This window comes from Halobacillus sp. H74 (genome assembly GCF_052246715.1).
Classification (GTDB): domain Bacteria; phylum Bacillota; class Bacilli; order Bacillales; family Halobacillaceae; genus Halobacillus; species Halobacillus litoralis_A.
In genome coordinates, this window is the sequence record NZ_JBQQCI010000006.1 from 123,097 (window position 1) to 137,252 (window position 14,156).

Annotated in this window: 17 protein-coding genes; 11 read left to right on the top strand and 6 right to left on the bottom strand. The window is 42.2% G+C overall.

All coding sequences use genetic code 11. The features are described 5' to 3' along the window. Positions 1-66: 66 nt before the first annotated feature. On the bottom strand, positions 67-981 hold the full coding sequence (locus tag ACTWPX_RS14640) for a zinc dependent phospholipase C family protein (RefSeq protein WP_443120388.1): 915 nt from the start codon (positions 979-981) through the stop codon (positions 67-69). A 291-nt stretch (positions 982-1,272) separates the two neighbouring features. Between ACTWPX_RS14640 and fumC the strand changes: the two genes are divergently transcribed. The 3 genes from fumC to ACTWPX_RS14655 all read left to right on the top strand — a co-directional run bounded on the left by fumC (position 1,273) and on the right by ACTWPX_RS14655 (position 3,298). Then, positions 1,273-2,664, top strand: a complete 1,392-nt coding sequence (gene fumC, locus ACTWPX_RS14645) for a class II fumarate hydratase (RefSeq protein ID WP_443120389.1) — start codon at positions 1,273-1,275, stop codon at positions 2,662-2,664. A 126-nt stretch (positions 2,665-2,790) separates the two neighbouring features. Beyond that, positions 2,791-3,000 (top strand): alpha/beta-type small acid-soluble spore protein, encoded by a 210-nt coding sequence (locus ACTWPX_RS14650; protein ID WP_128523709.1) that lies wholly within the window; start codon positions 2,791-2,793, stop codon positions 2,998-3,000. Positions 3,001-3,064: 64 nt separating this feature from the next. Beyond that, positions 3,065-3,298 (top strand): hypothetical protein, encoded by a 234-nt coding sequence (locus tag ACTWPX_RS14655; RefSeq protein WP_443120390.1) that lies wholly within the window; start codon positions 3,065-3,067, stop codon positions 3,296-3,298. 43 nt (positions 3,299-3,341) lie between these two features. Here the strand turns inward: ACTWPX_RS14655 and ACTWPX_RS14660 are convergent, their stop codons facing one another. The 3 genes from ACTWPX_RS14660 to ACTWPX_RS14670 all read right to left on the bottom strand — a co-directional run bounded on the left by ACTWPX_RS14660 (position 3,342) and on the right by ACTWPX_RS14670 (position 5,874). Further along, the gene (locus ACTWPX_RS14660; protein ID WP_443120391.1) at positions 3,342-3,494 is read right to left on the bottom strand and encodes a hypothetical protein; all 153 of its coding nucleotides are present in this window, start codon (positions 3,492-3,494) and stop codon (positions 3,342-3,344) included. A 255-nt stretch (positions 3,495-3,749) separates the two neighbouring features. After that, positions 3,750-4,847, bottom strand: a complete 1,098-nt coding sequence (locus ACTWPX_RS14665) for an ABC transporter ATP-binding protein (protein ID WP_443120392.1) — start codon at positions 4,845-4,847, stop codon at positions 3,750-3,752. 130 nt (positions 4,848-4,977) lie between these two features. Next, positions 4,978-5,874, bottom strand: a complete 897-nt coding sequence (locus tag ACTWPX_RS14670) for a PucR family transcriptional regulator (protein WP_443120393.1) — start codon at positions 5,872-5,874, stop codon at positions 4,978-4,980. Positions 5,875-5,986: 112 nt separating this feature from the next. Here ACTWPX_RS14670 and ACTWPX_RS14675 point away from each other — a divergent pair, with 112 nt between their 5' ends. Continuing rightward, positions 5,987-6,268: a metal-sensitive transcriptional regulator gene (locus ACTWPX_RS14675; protein ID WP_128523702.1), complete on the top strand. Its 282-nt coding sequence runs from the start codon at positions 5,987-5,989 to the stop codon at positions 6,266-6,268. A 396-nt stretch (positions 6,269-6,664) separates the two neighbouring features. Here ACTWPX_RS14675 and ACTWPX_RS14680 read toward each other — a convergent pair whose 3' ends face one another. Continuing rightward, positions 6,665-6,838 (bottom strand): hypothetical protein, encoded by a 174-nt coding sequence (locus tag ACTWPX_RS14680; protein WP_443120394.1) that lies wholly within the window; start codon positions 6,836-6,838, stop codon positions 6,665-6,667. Between the two features lie 113 nt (positions 6,839-6,951). Here ACTWPX_RS14680 and ACTWPX_RS14685 point away from each other — a divergent pair, with 113 nt between their 5' ends. The 4 genes from ACTWPX_RS14685 (at position 6,952) to ACTWPX_RS14700 (ending at position 10,304) form a co-directional block, all read left to right on the top strand. Continuing rightward, a complete protein-coding gene (locus tag ACTWPX_RS14685; RefSeq protein ID WP_443120395.1) occupies positions 6,952-7,362 on the top strand; it encodes a ferritin-like domain-containing protein in 411 nt (136 codons plus the stop codon). A 218-nt stretch (positions 7,363-7,580) separates the two neighbouring features. Continuing rightward, positions 7,581-8,717 carry a DUF445 domain-containing protein gene (locus ACTWPX_RS14690; RefSeq protein WP_443120396.1) on the top strand — a complete coding sequence of 379 codons (1,137 nt, stop codon included), beginning with the start codon at positions 7,581-7,583 and terminating at the stop codon, positions 8,715-8,717. Positions 8,718-8,801: 84 nt separating this feature from the next. Then, positions 8,802-9,161, top strand: coding sequence for a YlbF family regulator (locus tag ACTWPX_RS14695; RefSeq protein ID WP_443120397.1), 360 nt, complete (start codon positions 8,802-8,804; stop codon positions 9,159-9,161). A 372-nt stretch (positions 9,162-9,533) separates the two neighbouring features. Beyond that, a complete protein-coding gene (locus tag ACTWPX_RS14700) occupies positions 9,534-10,304 on the top strand; it encodes an enoyl-CoA hydratase (RefSeq protein WP_443120398.1) in 771 nt (256 codons plus the stop codon). Positions 10,305-10,381: 77 nt separating this feature from the next. Here ACTWPX_RS14700 and ACTWPX_RS14705 read toward each other — a convergent pair whose 3' ends face one another. Then, complete coding sequence (locus ACTWPX_RS14705) at positions 10,382-10,567, bottom strand: YhzD family protein (RefSeq protein ID WP_443120399.1); 186 nt, start codon at positions 10,565-10,567, stop codon at positions 10,382-10,384. 335 nt (positions 10,568-10,902) lie between these two features. Here ACTWPX_RS14705 and ACTWPX_RS14710 point away from each other — a divergent pair, with 335 nt between their 5' ends. From ACTWPX_RS14710 to ACTWPX_RS14720, 3 genes are all read left to right on the top strand, one after another. Further along, the gene (locus tag ACTWPX_RS14710; RefSeq protein ID WP_443120400.1) at positions 10,903-11,802 is read left to right on the top strand and encodes an ABC transporter ATP-binding protein; all 900 of its coding nucleotides are present in this window, start codon (positions 10,903-10,905) and stop codon (positions 11,800-11,802) included. Then, a complete protein-coding gene (locus tag ACTWPX_RS14715) occupies positions 11,795-13,048 on the top strand; it encodes an ABC transporter permease (RefSeq protein ID WP_443120401.1) in 1,254 nt (417 codons plus the stop codon). Before ACTWPX_RS14710 ends, ACTWPX_RS14715 begins: the two co-directional genes overlap by 8 nt. An 810-nt stretch (positions 13,049-13,858) precedes the next feature. Further along, positions 13,859-14,011, top strand: a complete 153-nt coding sequence (locus ACTWPX_RS14720) for a hypothetical protein (RefSeq protein WP_164908446.1) — start codon at positions 13,859-13,861, stop codon at positions 14,009-14,011. The last annotated feature ends 145 nt before the right edge of the window (positions 14,012-14,156 follow it).

Below are 14,156 nucleotides of genomic sequence, written 5' to 3' on the forward strand. Positions count from 1 at the left end.
CTTTATAGAAACGTCGATGGAATGCAGCAGTATCGATCAAATACTCAGTAAGTGCAACTCTTTAAATCAAACGATTGGGCGACTGTACTTGTTGGTCAATTTTTTATCCAAAGTTTCTCCTGTGTCATAAGAAACATTGCCGATGATTTCTTGAATCTTAAACCAATGTGCTTCCTCGAGGGTCTCCCAATAGTTGAAAATTTGTTTGAAAAGCATTTCTCCTTCGTCAAGCGCCTTTTTATAAAGGTCCAAAAAAGAGTCATCGCGAACTTTGTTAGTAGCCGGGTGATTCCAGTCTGTACGATTTTCATTCAAATAATCTTTCGGCTGACTGATCGGTTGATGGGAGAAGGAGGATACGAGCGGACCGAAGCATTTATTTTTCCATTTCCAAGGGTCATACAAAACCCGTTGTGCGGCTTGTATATGCTGCAAAGATCGTGTGACAAAGGAAGGGGAATACGCTTCCACAATGCCTGGATAATGAGTATCAATCAATGTATACATCATGTCGGCAATCGCTGTGGTGTTTTTTTTGATTCTGATTTCTTTATGGACAGGGGTATGCCATGATTTCCTATTACGTTCACGCTGAAGCATCAATGTATCAATGATCACCTCAAGTTTTTGGTGCTTATTTCCCTCATAGCCAGCATGATAATGGATGTAAGGGTGTGTATGCCGGTCGAGGATATGGTGACTGACGAAGCCTAAAATATAGGCTTGTAAATGATGCTTTGATTGACTCCCGATCTTAATCATATCCAGTAAAAAGGGTCCGCAATTTTCTGTGTGCAACTGCATTCCTACCTCAGCGACTTTTTGATCTGGAAGAAAGGGCAGAAAATTATGATAAAAAAACGGATCAGGACCTTGGGCTCCCATATGAAGGGACGCATAAGAAGTGTCCAACAAAGCTTCGTGCCCGAGATCGTGACAAAGTGTGTCGACGAAAATGATATGGGTCCAAATATTCGGCATACCGATTACCTCCGTATTTTTAGTTGAATAAATTTACAGCGAAAAAAAAAGAGCCCATTAAAAGGCTCTTTTTTTTACCACTTTATACCCAAATGAGAGATCAAGCAATGTCAGATGATATGTACAAGTTGCTTGATAGACTTATTATACATAAATATCAGAATAATGTAAATAATCAGAATCGGGAAAGTGGGGGGGATTTGTCAAAATTAAAAGAGCTGTTAATGATTGTTCAAAAGATTCTTGATACAATGAATAAGGAAACAATGAACTGATAAAGGGAGGATTTCTATGGATTACCGTATTGAAAAAGATACTATTGGTGAAATCAAAGTTCCAAGTGAAAAATATTGGGGTGCTCAGACACAAAGAAGTAAACAAAACTTCCCGATCGGTGATGAGAAAATGCCGCGAGAAGTAGTGGAAGGGTTCGCCATTTTGAAAAAGAGTGCAGCCAAAGCGAACGCTGCTTTAGGTTTATTGGAAGAAGAAAAAGCGGAAGCCATCGCATTTGCTGCTGATCAAATTCTTGCTGGTGAATTGGAAGAACATTTTCCACTGGTCGTTTGGCAGACAGGGAGTGGTACCCAATCCAATATGAACGTAAATGAAGTCATTGCTTATGTTGGAAATCAGTGGTTGACAGAACAAGGAAAAGAAACACGTCTCCATCCTAATGATGATGTCAATAAATCGCAAAGCTCCAATGATACGTATCCGACGGCCATGCATATTGCATCTGTAAGAAAGATAGAAGATGTCGTCTTGCCAGCTTTGATTCAGTTCAAACTAACTTTGAAAGAAAAAATGGAAGCGTTTAATGAGATCGTCAAAATCGGCCGAACCCACTTGCAGGATGCAACTCCTTTGACACTAGGTCAGGAAATCAGTGGCTGGCACCGTATGTTGGAAAAAACAGAAAAAATGTTGATTGAAAGTACGGAATATGTAAAAGAGCTGGCCATTGGCGGTACCGCTGTTGGGACAGGGTTGAATGCACACGAAGACTTTTCAGAGCAAGTAGTGGCTCAAATTAATGAAGCTACAGGTAAAGGCTTCGTTTCTGCCCCGAATAAATTTCATGCGCTTACCTCTCATGATGAGCTTGTCCATACACATGGAGCATTGAAAGCCCTTGCTGCGGATGTAATGAAAATTGCAAACGATGTCCGCTGGCTTGCAAGCGGTCCTCGTTGTGGCATTGGTGAAATAACGATTCCAGCCAATGAGCCGGGAAGTTCTATTATGCCAGGTAAGGTCAACCCTACTCAAAGTGAAGCTGTAACCATGGTAGCTGCACAGGTCATGGGGAATGACGCGACCATTGGTTTCGCAGCAAGTCAGGGGAACTTTGAATTGAATGTATTCAAACCTGTCATCGCTTATAACTTCTTACAGTCTGCTCAACTTCTTGCAGATAGCATCGTTTCCTTTGATGAGCGCTGTGTAAGCGGACTTGAGCCGAACCACGAGCAAATTGAAAAATATTTGCGTGATTCCCTGATGCTTGTGACAGCACTTAATCCACATATCGGATATGAAAATGCAGCAAAAATCGCGAAAACCGCATTTGAAAGAGACCAGACCTTAAAGGAAACCGCTGTTGAACTTGGTGTTTTGACAGAAGAAAAGTTCGAAGAATACGTTGATCCTAAAGCAATGACGAAGCCGAACGCGAAATGATTTTATTGTTGTTAGCCAAATTAATTGTCTTATAAAAAAATCTCCATTAATTTCCACTAATTTTTTTGACATAAAAATTAAAGGTCCGACCCATACTACAATTACACAGGACAGGAGGTGAGACACATGGCTAACAACAACAGTTCAAACGAGTTGGTTGTACCTGGTGTACAACAAGCTCTAGACCAAATGAAATACGAAATCGCTCAAGAATTCGGCGTAGCACTTGGTGCTGATTCTACTTCCCGTGCTAACGGTTCTGTAGGTGGAGAAATCACTAAGCGTCTTGTACAAATGGCTGAACAGCAGTTCGGTGGACAACAACAAAAACGATAAATATTGTGAAGAAGGAGAAAGGGTGCGCCCTTTCTCCTTATTTTTTTGAAAGAAGTGGCTTTTTATGCAAGAATGTGGGTTGTGCAATGGCTGGGCTGAATCTGAGCGCCATTGCCCAAGATGTAATGGAACGATGATGGACCAGGGGCGTGTAACAGATTTTCTTGATGATTACAGCCCCTATTTGGATCAGAAATACACAGATCTTGTTGATGGAGAGTCATATTCGTCTGTGGCGGAGCAATGTGTCCATTTATTCGTTTGCGAAGACTGTGGATTTAATGACATCCAAACATGATGAAAATAACGCAGCCTCGAGGGAGGCTACTGAAAAACCCTTTTCAATCCAGAGTAGCTGTTAAAGTTTGTAGTTGCTTCTCACGAATCGCTTGTCGGTGGATGCTTGCCGCGGGCACGGCCTCAGCTAACTTGGTCAAGAAGGTCACTTGACCAAGTGGATCTTCGGCTCGCGCTGTTCCCGCAGGCGTCACCACCGACCGCTCATCGTGGAATCTGCGTGTACAAGGGCAGGTGGCGATATTCACCGTCGATATAAATCGAATGCTAAAGCACCTGGAGAGGAAGCCGCCCGAATGTTTCCTCGAAATAAAGAAGCCGAGTTGAACGATAAAATCGTCCTGCTCGGCTTTTTCTTTGATCCATGACCTCAATAAGTTGCAGTTCTTCAGTATCCTCTCTCGAGGGGCTGTGTTTTTCTGATTTATTCTGGGTAGATCATCTGAGTTCAATTATCGGATGCGTAATTCAGATTCTTTATCAAAGAAGTGGACTTTGTTCATATCAATCGCCAATTCAATGCGATCTCCACCTTTTACATCTGAACGAGAGTCGACCCGGGCAATGAATTCTTGATCGTTAAGTTTGGAATATAGATAAGACTCTGAGCCCATCAATTCCGCTACTTCAATATCTGCTGTGATTTTTTTATCTTGATTTGCATCAATGAAAACCGGCTCATCATGCATATCTTCCGGTCTTACACCGAGAAAAATATCTTTCCCGATATAGTTTTGTTCGCGTAATGGCTTCATTTTTCCTTCAGGGACTGCCAGCTTGATCTCACCTAGTTCGATGTGGCCATCCGCTAATTTGCCATTAAGGAAGTTCATAGCAGGGGAGCCGATGAAACCGCCGACGAAAACATTTTCCGGCTTATCATACACTTCTTTTGGTGCTCCTACCTGTTGGATGATTCCATCTTTCATAACGACAAGACGTGTAGCCATCGTCATCGCTTCTGTCTGATCGTGTGTAACGTAAATCGTCGTTGTTTGCAGACGCTGGTGCAATTTTTGAATTTCAGCACGCATTTGTACACGAAGTTTGGCATCAAGGTTGGATAAAGGCTCATCCATCAAGAAGACTTTTGCATCACGCACGATAGCACGTCCAAGTGCGACACGTTGTCTTTGTCCGCCTGACAGAGCTTTAGGTTTACGGTCAAGTAATGCTTCAAGACCGAGAATTTGGGCCGCATTGTTTACACGTTTCTCAATTTCACTTTTGTTCATTTTCCGGAGTTTCAAACCAAATGCCATGTTGTCGTAAACGTTCATGTGAGGGTAAAGGGCGTAGTTTTGGAAGACCATTGCGATGTCACGGTCTTTTGGTGCTACATCGTTCATACGTTTCTCATCGATGGTAAAATCGCCGCCTGTAATTTCCTCCAAACCGGCAATCATCCGTAACGTAGTAGATTTACCACACCCGGATGGTCCAACGAACACAACGAATTCTTTATCATTGATATGCAAATTGAAATCATCAACCGCTCTTACATTTTTATCATAAACCTTTTCAATGTTATTCAGTTTCAATTCTGCCATATAAATAGCCCCCTATGTAAATTTTGAAATCGCTTTCTTGATTGATTTAAGTGTATCGAAGTTCACTATTCCGGTAAATGGACAAAGTGCACAAAAGTAGCTTAGAGGCTTTGTGCACTTTGTCGAAAGATCAGTGATCCATATTCAATAATGCGAGATAGGTAATGACTGCACCTTCAAATTGTTTCACATCCAGACCTGTCTTCTCAATGAACTTATCCACCCGGTATTGCAGGCTGTTGCGGTGCATATACAGCTTCTTAGCGGCAAGTGTGGTATTTGATCCAGATTCAAGGAAAACTCGGATCGTCTGCAGTAAATCAGTTTCCTGCTCGATCCCTTGAAAAACAGAGCGCTTGATATGCTGCCACTTATCCACTGAAAGAGAATCAAGGTAAATATAAGGCATGATATCAATATACGTGACAACGGAATCCAACCGACGTTCTTTTGCGAGACGCGCCCCATCTTCCGACCATTCCAATATGAAAGGAGCATATTTCACATCTGAGGAGAACTCACTGATAAAGAACTGTATTTTCGTATAAAAATCACTCATTAATACATCAGGAATTCCTTCAAATGACAAAGTTTCCTGTTGTTCTGAAAAAACCTCTTCTATAATGAAGCCATCTCGATCAGTTTTCCATAAAATCGGCATTTCTTGAGGGAAAAGGGATTGGAATGCTTCTTGGACGATTTCTTTATCTGTCGATGAGTCTTCAATGGAAAACAACACGAACCGATAAGAGTCAGGAGATTCGATTTCACCGTTCCATTGACCTTCCTGAAGTAAAGAAGACCAGTTTTTTTCCCGGATAGTCATTGCAGGCTGGTCCAAAGAGACGGGCGTCAAAAACACGGAGAGCAGCTCGGTAGAATGGGCATCCAATTCCTCATGCCTGATCCCGATAGTCTCCATCTCATTAGTCTCAAACCATACATAGTCGGAAAATATTTTGTGGTCCTCAGGCTTCCTGGTAATGATTGATGGGTACATTTGTTTTAGCTGGTCTATGACTGTCATGAATCTCTTCCTTTTTGGTAGGATATTTACTATTATAGTAGTACAATGTAGAAATTCCGCAAAGCGGTGTATGTATAGAAATTTGTGCGTACAGGTGAAAGGGGTAAATAAATTGGACCATGTAAAAGATCAGAGCATTTATGGACCAGAAACGAAAAACCGCCTGAAACGAATTGAAGGACAAGTCCGAGGCGTTTTAAAGATGATGGATGAAGATAAAGATTGCAAAGAAGTCATCACTCAGCTTTCAGCAGCCCGTTCAGCCATGGATCGTGCCATTGGATATATCGTAGCAAAAAACCTGGAAGGTTGTATCCGGGACGCTCATGAAGAAGGCGAATCCGCTGAAGAATTGATCAACGAAGCAGTACAAATGATAGTTAAAAGCCGGTAGTATTAAAAGCGGATGCACCCGGAAAGCCCCGACAAGCTTAAGAACAAACGTGCAGGGAAGCGGCCTCCTTCCCGCAAGGTTTGGACTTAAGACCTCGAGGGGCTGGGTGCAGGAGCTGGATAGAATAAAAGCGGATGCACCCGGAAAGCCCTGACAAGCTTAAGAACAAACGTGCAGGGAAGCGGCCTCCTTCCCGCAAGGTTTGGACTTAAGACCTCGAGGGGAGTGCCCTATCCACCTAAACCAAGTTCTGGCACCTTTTAATAGAGCTTATAAATAGTAGAGGGGATGCCTTCCATTAACAATCAAATGACAAAGTTGAAAAGTATGAAAGCTGTCTCTGCAAGTGTCTGATCGACCATGCGGAGACAGCTTTTTATATAACTGCCAATGGCTTTATTGGTATCGGTTACTATCTTCTTCAGGTATTTTATGGCCTTCCCCGATTTGCTCTCTTCCATAAACCGGTTTTACAGTTCCTCCAGCCATTCCTTCATTGATCATGCGATCGACATCCACCTCAAACTTATCTTTTCCCTCCGGTGCCTGGTGCTTCTTCTTTTTAGGCATGTCTTCACCTCCTTTTTTCTCATTTTGCCCTGAATATTGAAAAAGATGAGAGAAGAACATGTCATAAACTTGTCTCTCCCAAACATATTTATAAGAATAGAGGAGGGGATTGAATGCAAAATCAAAATCAGTCTTTTATCCAAATGTTAGCACAGGCGATTGAAAATGAATGGAACGCCCATGACTTTTACAAACGTTTAGGCGGGGACACAAGTAATCGTCTATTCCGTGATTACATCAAGCATGCAGAAGATGATGAGTTGAATCATTATCAAATGTTCCAGCACCTTTATTTTCAACTGACAGGTCAATACCATGAATTCGAGCCCGAGCCTGTTTCCTATCGTTCATTTGAGGAAGGTGTCATTAAAGCACAAAAAGATGAGTTTGAAGCAGCAGAAATGTACAGACAAATGTTGTTCATAATTCCGACTCCGTTGGCCTACCAGCCTTTGTTCATAGCGATGACCGATGAGATGGAGCATGCAACCAGATTTGGAACGATATATGGACGCTTAAAATGAGCGTAGGGAGGTCCTAGATAAATCTGGACCTTTTTTTGTTTTTCTGAGTTGATCGTCATGAAAGACCAACAGTAGCTTACTACTGCTTAAGATGCTTTTGTTGAATGTGGATTAGTTTTATCCAACTCATGCAATCAGCTATTATAACTGCCTGTTATTGGCACAACATTATTATTTCAATTATACTTGGTACACAAAGATCAGAAAGAGGTTGTATCATGAATCCAGTTATGCTTATATTACTTATGGTTGGGGTCGGTGCACTTATTGGCGGATTAACCAACTCGTTAGCGATTAAAATGTTATTCCGTCCATACAGGGCGATTCATATAGGGAATTACCGGCTCCCATTAACACCGGGGCTGATTCCGAAACGACAAAAGGAATTGGCTCAGCAATTAGGGAAGATGGTAGTCAATCACCTCCTTACGCCTGAAGGGATCAGGAGAAAGCTTGCTCACCCGGATTTTCAAAACCAAATGACAGGTTGGGCACAAGAAGAAGTACGAACAATGATTCAGCAAGACAAAACAATCGAACATTTATTAGAGTCCTTTAATATCGAGGTTACTTCAGACAAATTGAAAGCCAATATAGCCGAGTGGGTAGAAGGCCGCTATCATTCTTTTATTAAGGACTATCGCGGAATGAAAGTGGAAGAACTTTTATCTCCAGAGTGGAGAGAAAAGTCGGACGAGGGAGTCGATCTAGTTGCTGATCATATTCAGCAGAGTATCGAACAATATTTCCGGAGCACGGAAGGTAGAGAGAAGGTGGCTGCCTTAATCGACAACTACCTGGATAACCAGGGGTTTCTAGGTAACATGCTTACTTCCTTTATGGGTTCTGATGGCTTGACCGAACGAATTTATCCGGTTATTCTCCGTTATGTCTCAGATCGAGAAATGAACGAGTGGTTGAAAACGATGCTCCATACAGAAAAAGACAAGCTTATGCAGCAACCCATCGGCTTTTTTGAAGAAAAAGTAGGGGCTGAAAACATCAGTCATGTACTTGGACAAGCAGTAGCTAAATCACTGCCTGTCGAGGAATGGATGTCTCGATCCGTCGCTGAATGGTCGAAACCCTATGAGCAAAAAATCCTGCAACAATTTGTGCCACTTATCGTTAAACAGTCAAGCGAAGTACTTTCATCAAAAATTGAAAATATGATGAGTACTATGCGATTATCTGAAATTGTCCAAGAAGAAGTGGAAGCATTTCAGGTCGAACGTCTCGAGGAAATGGTACTTGGCATTTCCAGGCGGGAGTTCAAGATGATTACTTATTTAGGGGCTCTATTAGGTGGTATGATCGGATTTCTACAGGCTATTATTGTGCTATTTTTCGGATAATGACCAATTCCTATACAGAGCTAGGTGAGTTTGTTATAGTGGGGGAGGAGTAAAAGAACGAAATCTTAGGAGGTTCTAATCTTTATGGCAAATCTATATGATTACGCGTATGATCTAGAAAAAGCAATCCGTAACAGTGAAGAGTTCAACGGGTTGAAGGAAGCATATGAAACAGTTATGAATGACGAAGCTGCGAAGAAAATGTTCGACGATTTCCGTCAAACACAAATCACACTTCAGCAAAAACAAATGCAAGGTGAAGAAATTTCTGAGGAAGAAGTAGAAGAAGCACGCAAAGTCGTTGAACTTGTACAACAACACCCAGAGATTTCTAAGCTTATGGAAGAAGAACAGCGCCTTAACACAGTGATTAATGATGTAAGCAAAATCATCACTAAACCACTTGAAGAACTTTACGGTACCCCTGAAGAACCACAGCAATAATAGAAAAGTGAATGCGCCTTGCGTAAGTCGGGCGTTCCTGAACGACAAGAAAACCACCGGGATTCCGGTGGTTTTCTTGTCGTTCAGGAAATTTAAAGATACAAGTCTAAAAAGATGTTGTGCATGAGACATAGGATTCTTTCACTGGCTAAATTCCACCTGATCCGTTTATGGAAATTGCTTCACGATACGTTTGTTCTTAAGCTTGTCGGAAGGGTCCGAGTCGCTTATGTTTGTCCAGCAGTGATTGTATTTTCTTTATGTCATTGGTATAGGCGGAGTGTATATTTTTTTGTCGAGGCATGCAGGAAAGTGCCCTGGATTTGACGAAAGACAACAAAAGAATAATTTTTCCATTAAAGGGGAATGAACATGAAGCATTTTATTATCGAAGAAAAAGAGAATGTCGTCCACTTAAGGATAGCTCGTGGTGAAAAATATAATGCCTTGGATGGAGAGCTGTTGGAAGAGTTTGCTTCCGTACTTGAAACAGTAAAGGAAACAGACGCCCAACTCCTTGTATTATCTGGGAAAGGAGAAGGGTTTTGCGCTGGCGGAGATCTCAGTATGATGAAAGATTTCACAGACAGTCAAAAATATGATCAAGTGATGGATCATATAGAAAAAATTGTTACGACGATTTATACAATGCCGAAAGTCGTCATTTCTGCACTTCATGGTCCTGTAGTAGGTTTGGGCTTGAGTATCGCCTTGGCTGCGGATTATGTAGTAGCCGAACCTGATGCCACCTTATCAATGAATTTCATCGGGATCGGGCTCGCACCAGACGGTGGGGGGCATTTTTGGCTGCAGGAGCGTTTAGGGACTCATCGAGCTAAACATTTTGCATGGGAAGGTCAGCAGATGAGAGCCAAAGAAGCTTATGATCATAAATTGGTGGATATCGTAGTCAACGGTTCTGTTTTTGAAGAAGCGGATCAAATCGCCCAAAAGTGGAGCAAACGTCCATTGAAATCTATGATCGCAACGAAACAGATTTACCATCAATATGGACTGGATCGATTGTTACAGTATCTGGCGAAAGAAAGGCAGGCTCAGTGGCAGTTGCGCCAAACCAATGATCATATGGAGGGAGTGCAAGCGTTTTTAGAGAAACGAACACCTGATTTTCGAGGAGAATGAAGAAAGGTCGCGCAGTGTTGGCGCGACCTTTTTCAAAGTCAAAGAAATTTAAGACGATTGTACAATGGTTCTATCAATTATCTGTGGAACAAAACGAGGTGGCCTTCAGGAGCGGCACATCGATGTGTATGCTCACCGTAACCCTTTTCTTCCAGTGTTTGAAAACCTATTTTTTTAGCTTCGTCGTCATTTTCAGCTTCGAATGATTCATCAAGTACATTTGTCCCGTCTTTTTCGAATACAGTTAAGTAGTATTTTTTCATCGATGTTCCTCCTTGAATGAATAGGTGTTCATTACACTACTTTTGTCATGAAAGGTAGAAAATCCTGCAAAGAATCAAATCTTTTTATTGAAAAACTTTTTAGACGTTGGTGTTTATATGTTCACTTTGTGATTTCTTCAGTTTTACAGCAGTTTTCTGTAAGAGTTGGTTTCGAGGTTCCAAGGATAATTCTGGATGGAGGATAAGCGAATTATTCTCCATCCAACCTGCGCTCTTATACTTTAAAGGGCCTGAATAATCTTGAAGCTCAAAAAAATGAAACGGACCACTGTTATAAGTCGTATAAGAGATGGTAAGAGAAGGGAGAGGAAAGAATGACGTTACGTTTAAAAGAAGTAACCAAGAAGTTCGGATCGTTTACAGCAGTAGATCACCTGTCTATAGAAATTCCTGAAAAACAGATTTTCGGCTTCTTAGGAGCGAATGGTGCTGGGAAAACGACAACATTTCGGATGATCCTGGGTTTACTTGACCAAACAGGAGGAGATATTTCCTGGAATAATGGAAATATCGGATATGGAGAAAGTCATCTTATCGGTTATTTACCTGAGGAAAGGGGGCTCTATCCAAAGCTGAAAGTTCAGGATCAGCTCGTTTATTTAGCAAAGCTGAGAGGGATGAAGAAAGCGGATGCCCTGAAAGAAATAGATGGGTGGCTTGAGCGTTTCAAAGTTCCTGAATATAAGCATAAGAAAGTAGAAGAATTGTCCAAAGGGAACCAACAGAAAATTCAGTTCATTTCTGCTGTTCTACATAAGCCGAAATTACTGATTTTGGATGAGCCGTTTTCCGGCCTGGACCCTGTCAATGTAGAAATGTTGAAGAAAGCAGTGGTGGACCTTAAAGAGGCAGGAACATCGATTGTGTTTTCTTCTCACAGGATGGAGCATGTTGAAGAGCTTTGTGAGCATTTATGCATTTTACATCATGGGACCCCTGTGGTTCATGGAAGGTTAAAGGAAATCAAAAAGTCTTTCGGCAAAAAGAATATCCGCGTCCATGCTGACTTTGATACTTCCTACCTTGAAAACATCAGTGGGGTAACGAAGTATAAACCTTTATCAGAAGGATGCGAACTCCAGATTGAATCAGAGGAGATCGCTCAAGATATATTCGGAGAACTCCATGGAAAAGGGTTTGTACGAACTTTTGATCTCGAAGAGCCGACACTGAATGATATCTTTATCGAGAAAGTGGGGGCTTCTTATGAATAAGTTTTTCATTATGATGGCGCATACTTATAAAAACCGCGTCAAATCCAAATCGTTTATCATTACTACCATCATTACGATTGCTCTTATTTTCGGGTTATCCAATTTACAATCCATCATAGAAACGTTCAGTGATGGAGAAGACGAAAAGAAAGTTGCCGTCATAACGGAAAATGAAGGCTGGCTCCAATCTTTACAGCAGATACTGGCTACAAATGATGATCTGTCTATTGAAGCCTATGAAGGCAGTTTGGAAGAAGCAAAGGCTTCAGTAGAAGAAGAAGAGCACAGCTCTGTAGTGCAGATAGAGGAAGGAGAAGAAGGGCTTCCTCAAGCGACTTATTATGCAAATCAAATTGCCAATACAGGGGATAGTGAACCTGTCCGCCAGGCTCTACAGCAACTGAAGGCTCAACAAGTGACACAGCAGGCGGATGTTGATCAAGAGACTCTCCAACAGATCTCTGCTCCTGTCAATTTCGAGCTGGTCGCATTGGAAGAGAGTGCTAAGACCGCGGAGGAACTGAACCAAACACGTGGGCTTGTCTATATTATGTTATTTTTCATGTACTTTTCTGTCATCATGTATGGCAATATGATTTCAACAGAAGTGGCCACAGAAAAATCAAGCCGCGTTATGGAAATCTTGATTTCCAGTGTGTCACCAGTCTCGCAAATGTTTGCGAAAATCATCGGAATCGCCTTTTTGGGCTTAACCCAATTTGCCATTTTCATTTTAGTCGGATATTTCGGCATCCAGCAGAGTATGCAGTCAGGCGAGGGGTCCATGCTTGAAGCATTCGGACTTACAGAAGTTCAACCATCTACCGTTGTATTTGCCGTTGTCTTCTTCTTGCTGGGGTACCTGTTATTTGCAACGTTAGCCGCAACCCTCGGCTCTCTAGTCAGCAGGTTGGAAGACGCTCAGCAAATCGTGGCACCGATGATGATGTTGATCATCGCAGCTTTCCTTATTGCCATGTTCGGACTGGGGATGCCTGAAGCTAAATTCATTACGATAAGTTCCTACTTCCCATTCTTCACTCCTTTAATCATGTTCCTGCGGGTAGGTATGCTTGATATTCCTGTCTGGGAGATCGCTTTATCCATAGGAATTTTAGTCGCTTCTATTGCTTTGCTCGGATGGCTGGGAGCCAGAATTTATCGCGGAGGGGTCCTCATGTATGGTAAATCATCGTCTTTGAAGGACTTGAAAACTGCATTGCAGCTATCTAAAAAAGAAAAATGATGATAACGTTTCTGGCTATTCCTTTTTGTATTCGAGTACAAAAATAAAATGATCGACCACTTCAGCATTCCAACCGATGTTCCGGTTGGAATGCTTTTTTAAAATGGCTTTGTTAAAGGTTGTTTTTCATATGAGAGTTATTCATTTATATGGCAGGATTCTTGAAGACACGATTTCGAGATGTTTGTGAGATTCTAGGGGCTGCGGGAAAAGGTTCGCGTTCCATGGGGCGGGCGCTGAGCCTCCTCGGACTTCGTCCTGTGGGGTCTCAGCTGTCCCGGCACATCCCATAGGAGTCTCACCGTTTCCCTCCGCCCCTTAGCCGTATTAAGCATCTCGAAATCGATTTGTACGCTATCTGACTGATAATGGAAAAAAGTGAGAAAACCTTCTTGTAAAGCCTTTTCATTATAGATCCCTGTGCTGTTCGTCCGGCAGTTTCGACATACTCATTGAAGTAATGGGGGATGGGAAGCTGCGAGACTCCTGCGGGAAAGGATAGACTGGCGAGACCCCACAGGGCGCAGGGAGGCCACTGAAGAACTGCAACTTTTTGAGTTATGCAACAAATAAAAAAGCCGAGTTAGACGTTTTTATCGTTCAACTTGGCTTCTTTTATAATTTCGATGAGACATTTGTGCTCTTATTCTTTGAATGCCTTCATTTACTGTGTAAATCATCTTGCGTACAGATTTAGATCGGTAGCGAAGTACTTCTTCAGGAGAAGAATGATTATAGCGATATTCTTTAATAAATTAAAGAAAATCACTCTTTTTAGATGGGCCTCGTTGATTCCACGATGAGCGTTCGGTGGTGACGCCTGCGGGAACAGCGCGAGCCGAAGATCCACTTGGTCAAGTGATCTTCTTGACCAAGTTAGCTGAGGCCGTGCCCGCGGCAAGCATCCACCGACAAGCGATTCGTGAGAAGCAACAACAAACATTAACAGCCCCTCTAGATTAAAAGGATTTTTCAGTAGCTTCTGCGTTAGCCCGAGGAGGCTTGCCGCCTTCCCCGCGGAAAGCGAGTAGCTTCCAAGACCCCATTCGCACTTCCAGATATCTCGAAACTGAGTCTTACACAATAGGGAGCTTATATCAAAAAATCA

Bases quoted from the DNA above. Each gene is read 5' to 3' on its own strand.
- ACTWPX_RS14640 (WP_443120388.1), bottom strand. From the start codon at position 981: ATGCCGAATATTTGGACCCATATCATTTTCGTCGACACACTTTGTCAC.
- fumC (WP_443120389.1), top strand. From the start codon at position 1,273: ATGGATTACCGTATTGAAAAAGATACTATTGGTGAAATCAAAGTTCCA.
- ACTWPX_RS14650 (WP_128523709.1), top strand. From the start codon at position 2,791: ATGGCTAACAACAACAGTTCAAACGAGTTGGTTGTACCTGGTGTACAA.
- ACTWPX_RS14655 (WP_443120390.1), top strand. From the start codon at position 3,065: ATGCAAGAATGTGGGTTGTGCAATGGCTGGGCTGAATCTGAGCGCCAT.
- ACTWPX_RS14665 (WP_443120392.1), bottom strand. From the start codon at position 4,847: ATGGCAGAATTGAAACTGAATAACATTGAAAAGGTTTATGATAAAAAT.
- ACTWPX_RS14670 (WP_443120393.1), bottom strand. From the start codon at position 5,874: ATGACAGTCATAGACCAGCTAAAACAAATGTACCCATCAATCATTACC.
- ACTWPX_RS14680 (WP_443120394.1), bottom strand. From the start codon at position 6,838: ATGCCTAAAAAGAAGAAGCACCAGGCACCGGAGGGAAAAGATAAGTTT.
- ACTWPX_RS14685 (WP_443120395.1), top strand. From the start codon at position 6,952: ATGCAAAATCAAAATCAGTCTTTTATCCAAATGTTAGCACAGGCGATT.
- ACTWPX_RS14690 (WP_443120396.1), top strand. From the start codon at position 7,581: ATGAATCCAGTTATGCTTATATTACTTATGGTTGGGGTCGGTGCACTT.
- ACTWPX_RS14695 (WP_443120397.1), top strand. From the start codon at position 8,802: ATGGCAAATCTATATGATTACGCGTATGATCTAGAAAAAGCAATCCGT.
- ACTWPX_RS14700 (WP_443120398.1), top strand. From the start codon at position 9,534: ATGAAGCATTTTATTATCGAAGAAAAAGAGAATGTCGTCCACTTAAGG.
- ACTWPX_RS14705 (WP_443120399.1), bottom strand. From the start codon at position 10,567: ATGAAAAAATACTACTTAACTGTATTCGAAAAAGACGGGACAAATGTA.
- ACTWPX_RS14710 (WP_443120400.1), top strand. From the start codon at position 10,903: ATGACGTTACGTTTAAAAGAAGTAACCAAGAAGTTCGGATCGTTTACA.
- ACTWPX_RS14715 (WP_443120401.1), top strand. From the start codon at position 11,795: ATGAATAAGTTTTTCATTATGATGGCGCATACTTATAAAAACCGCGTC.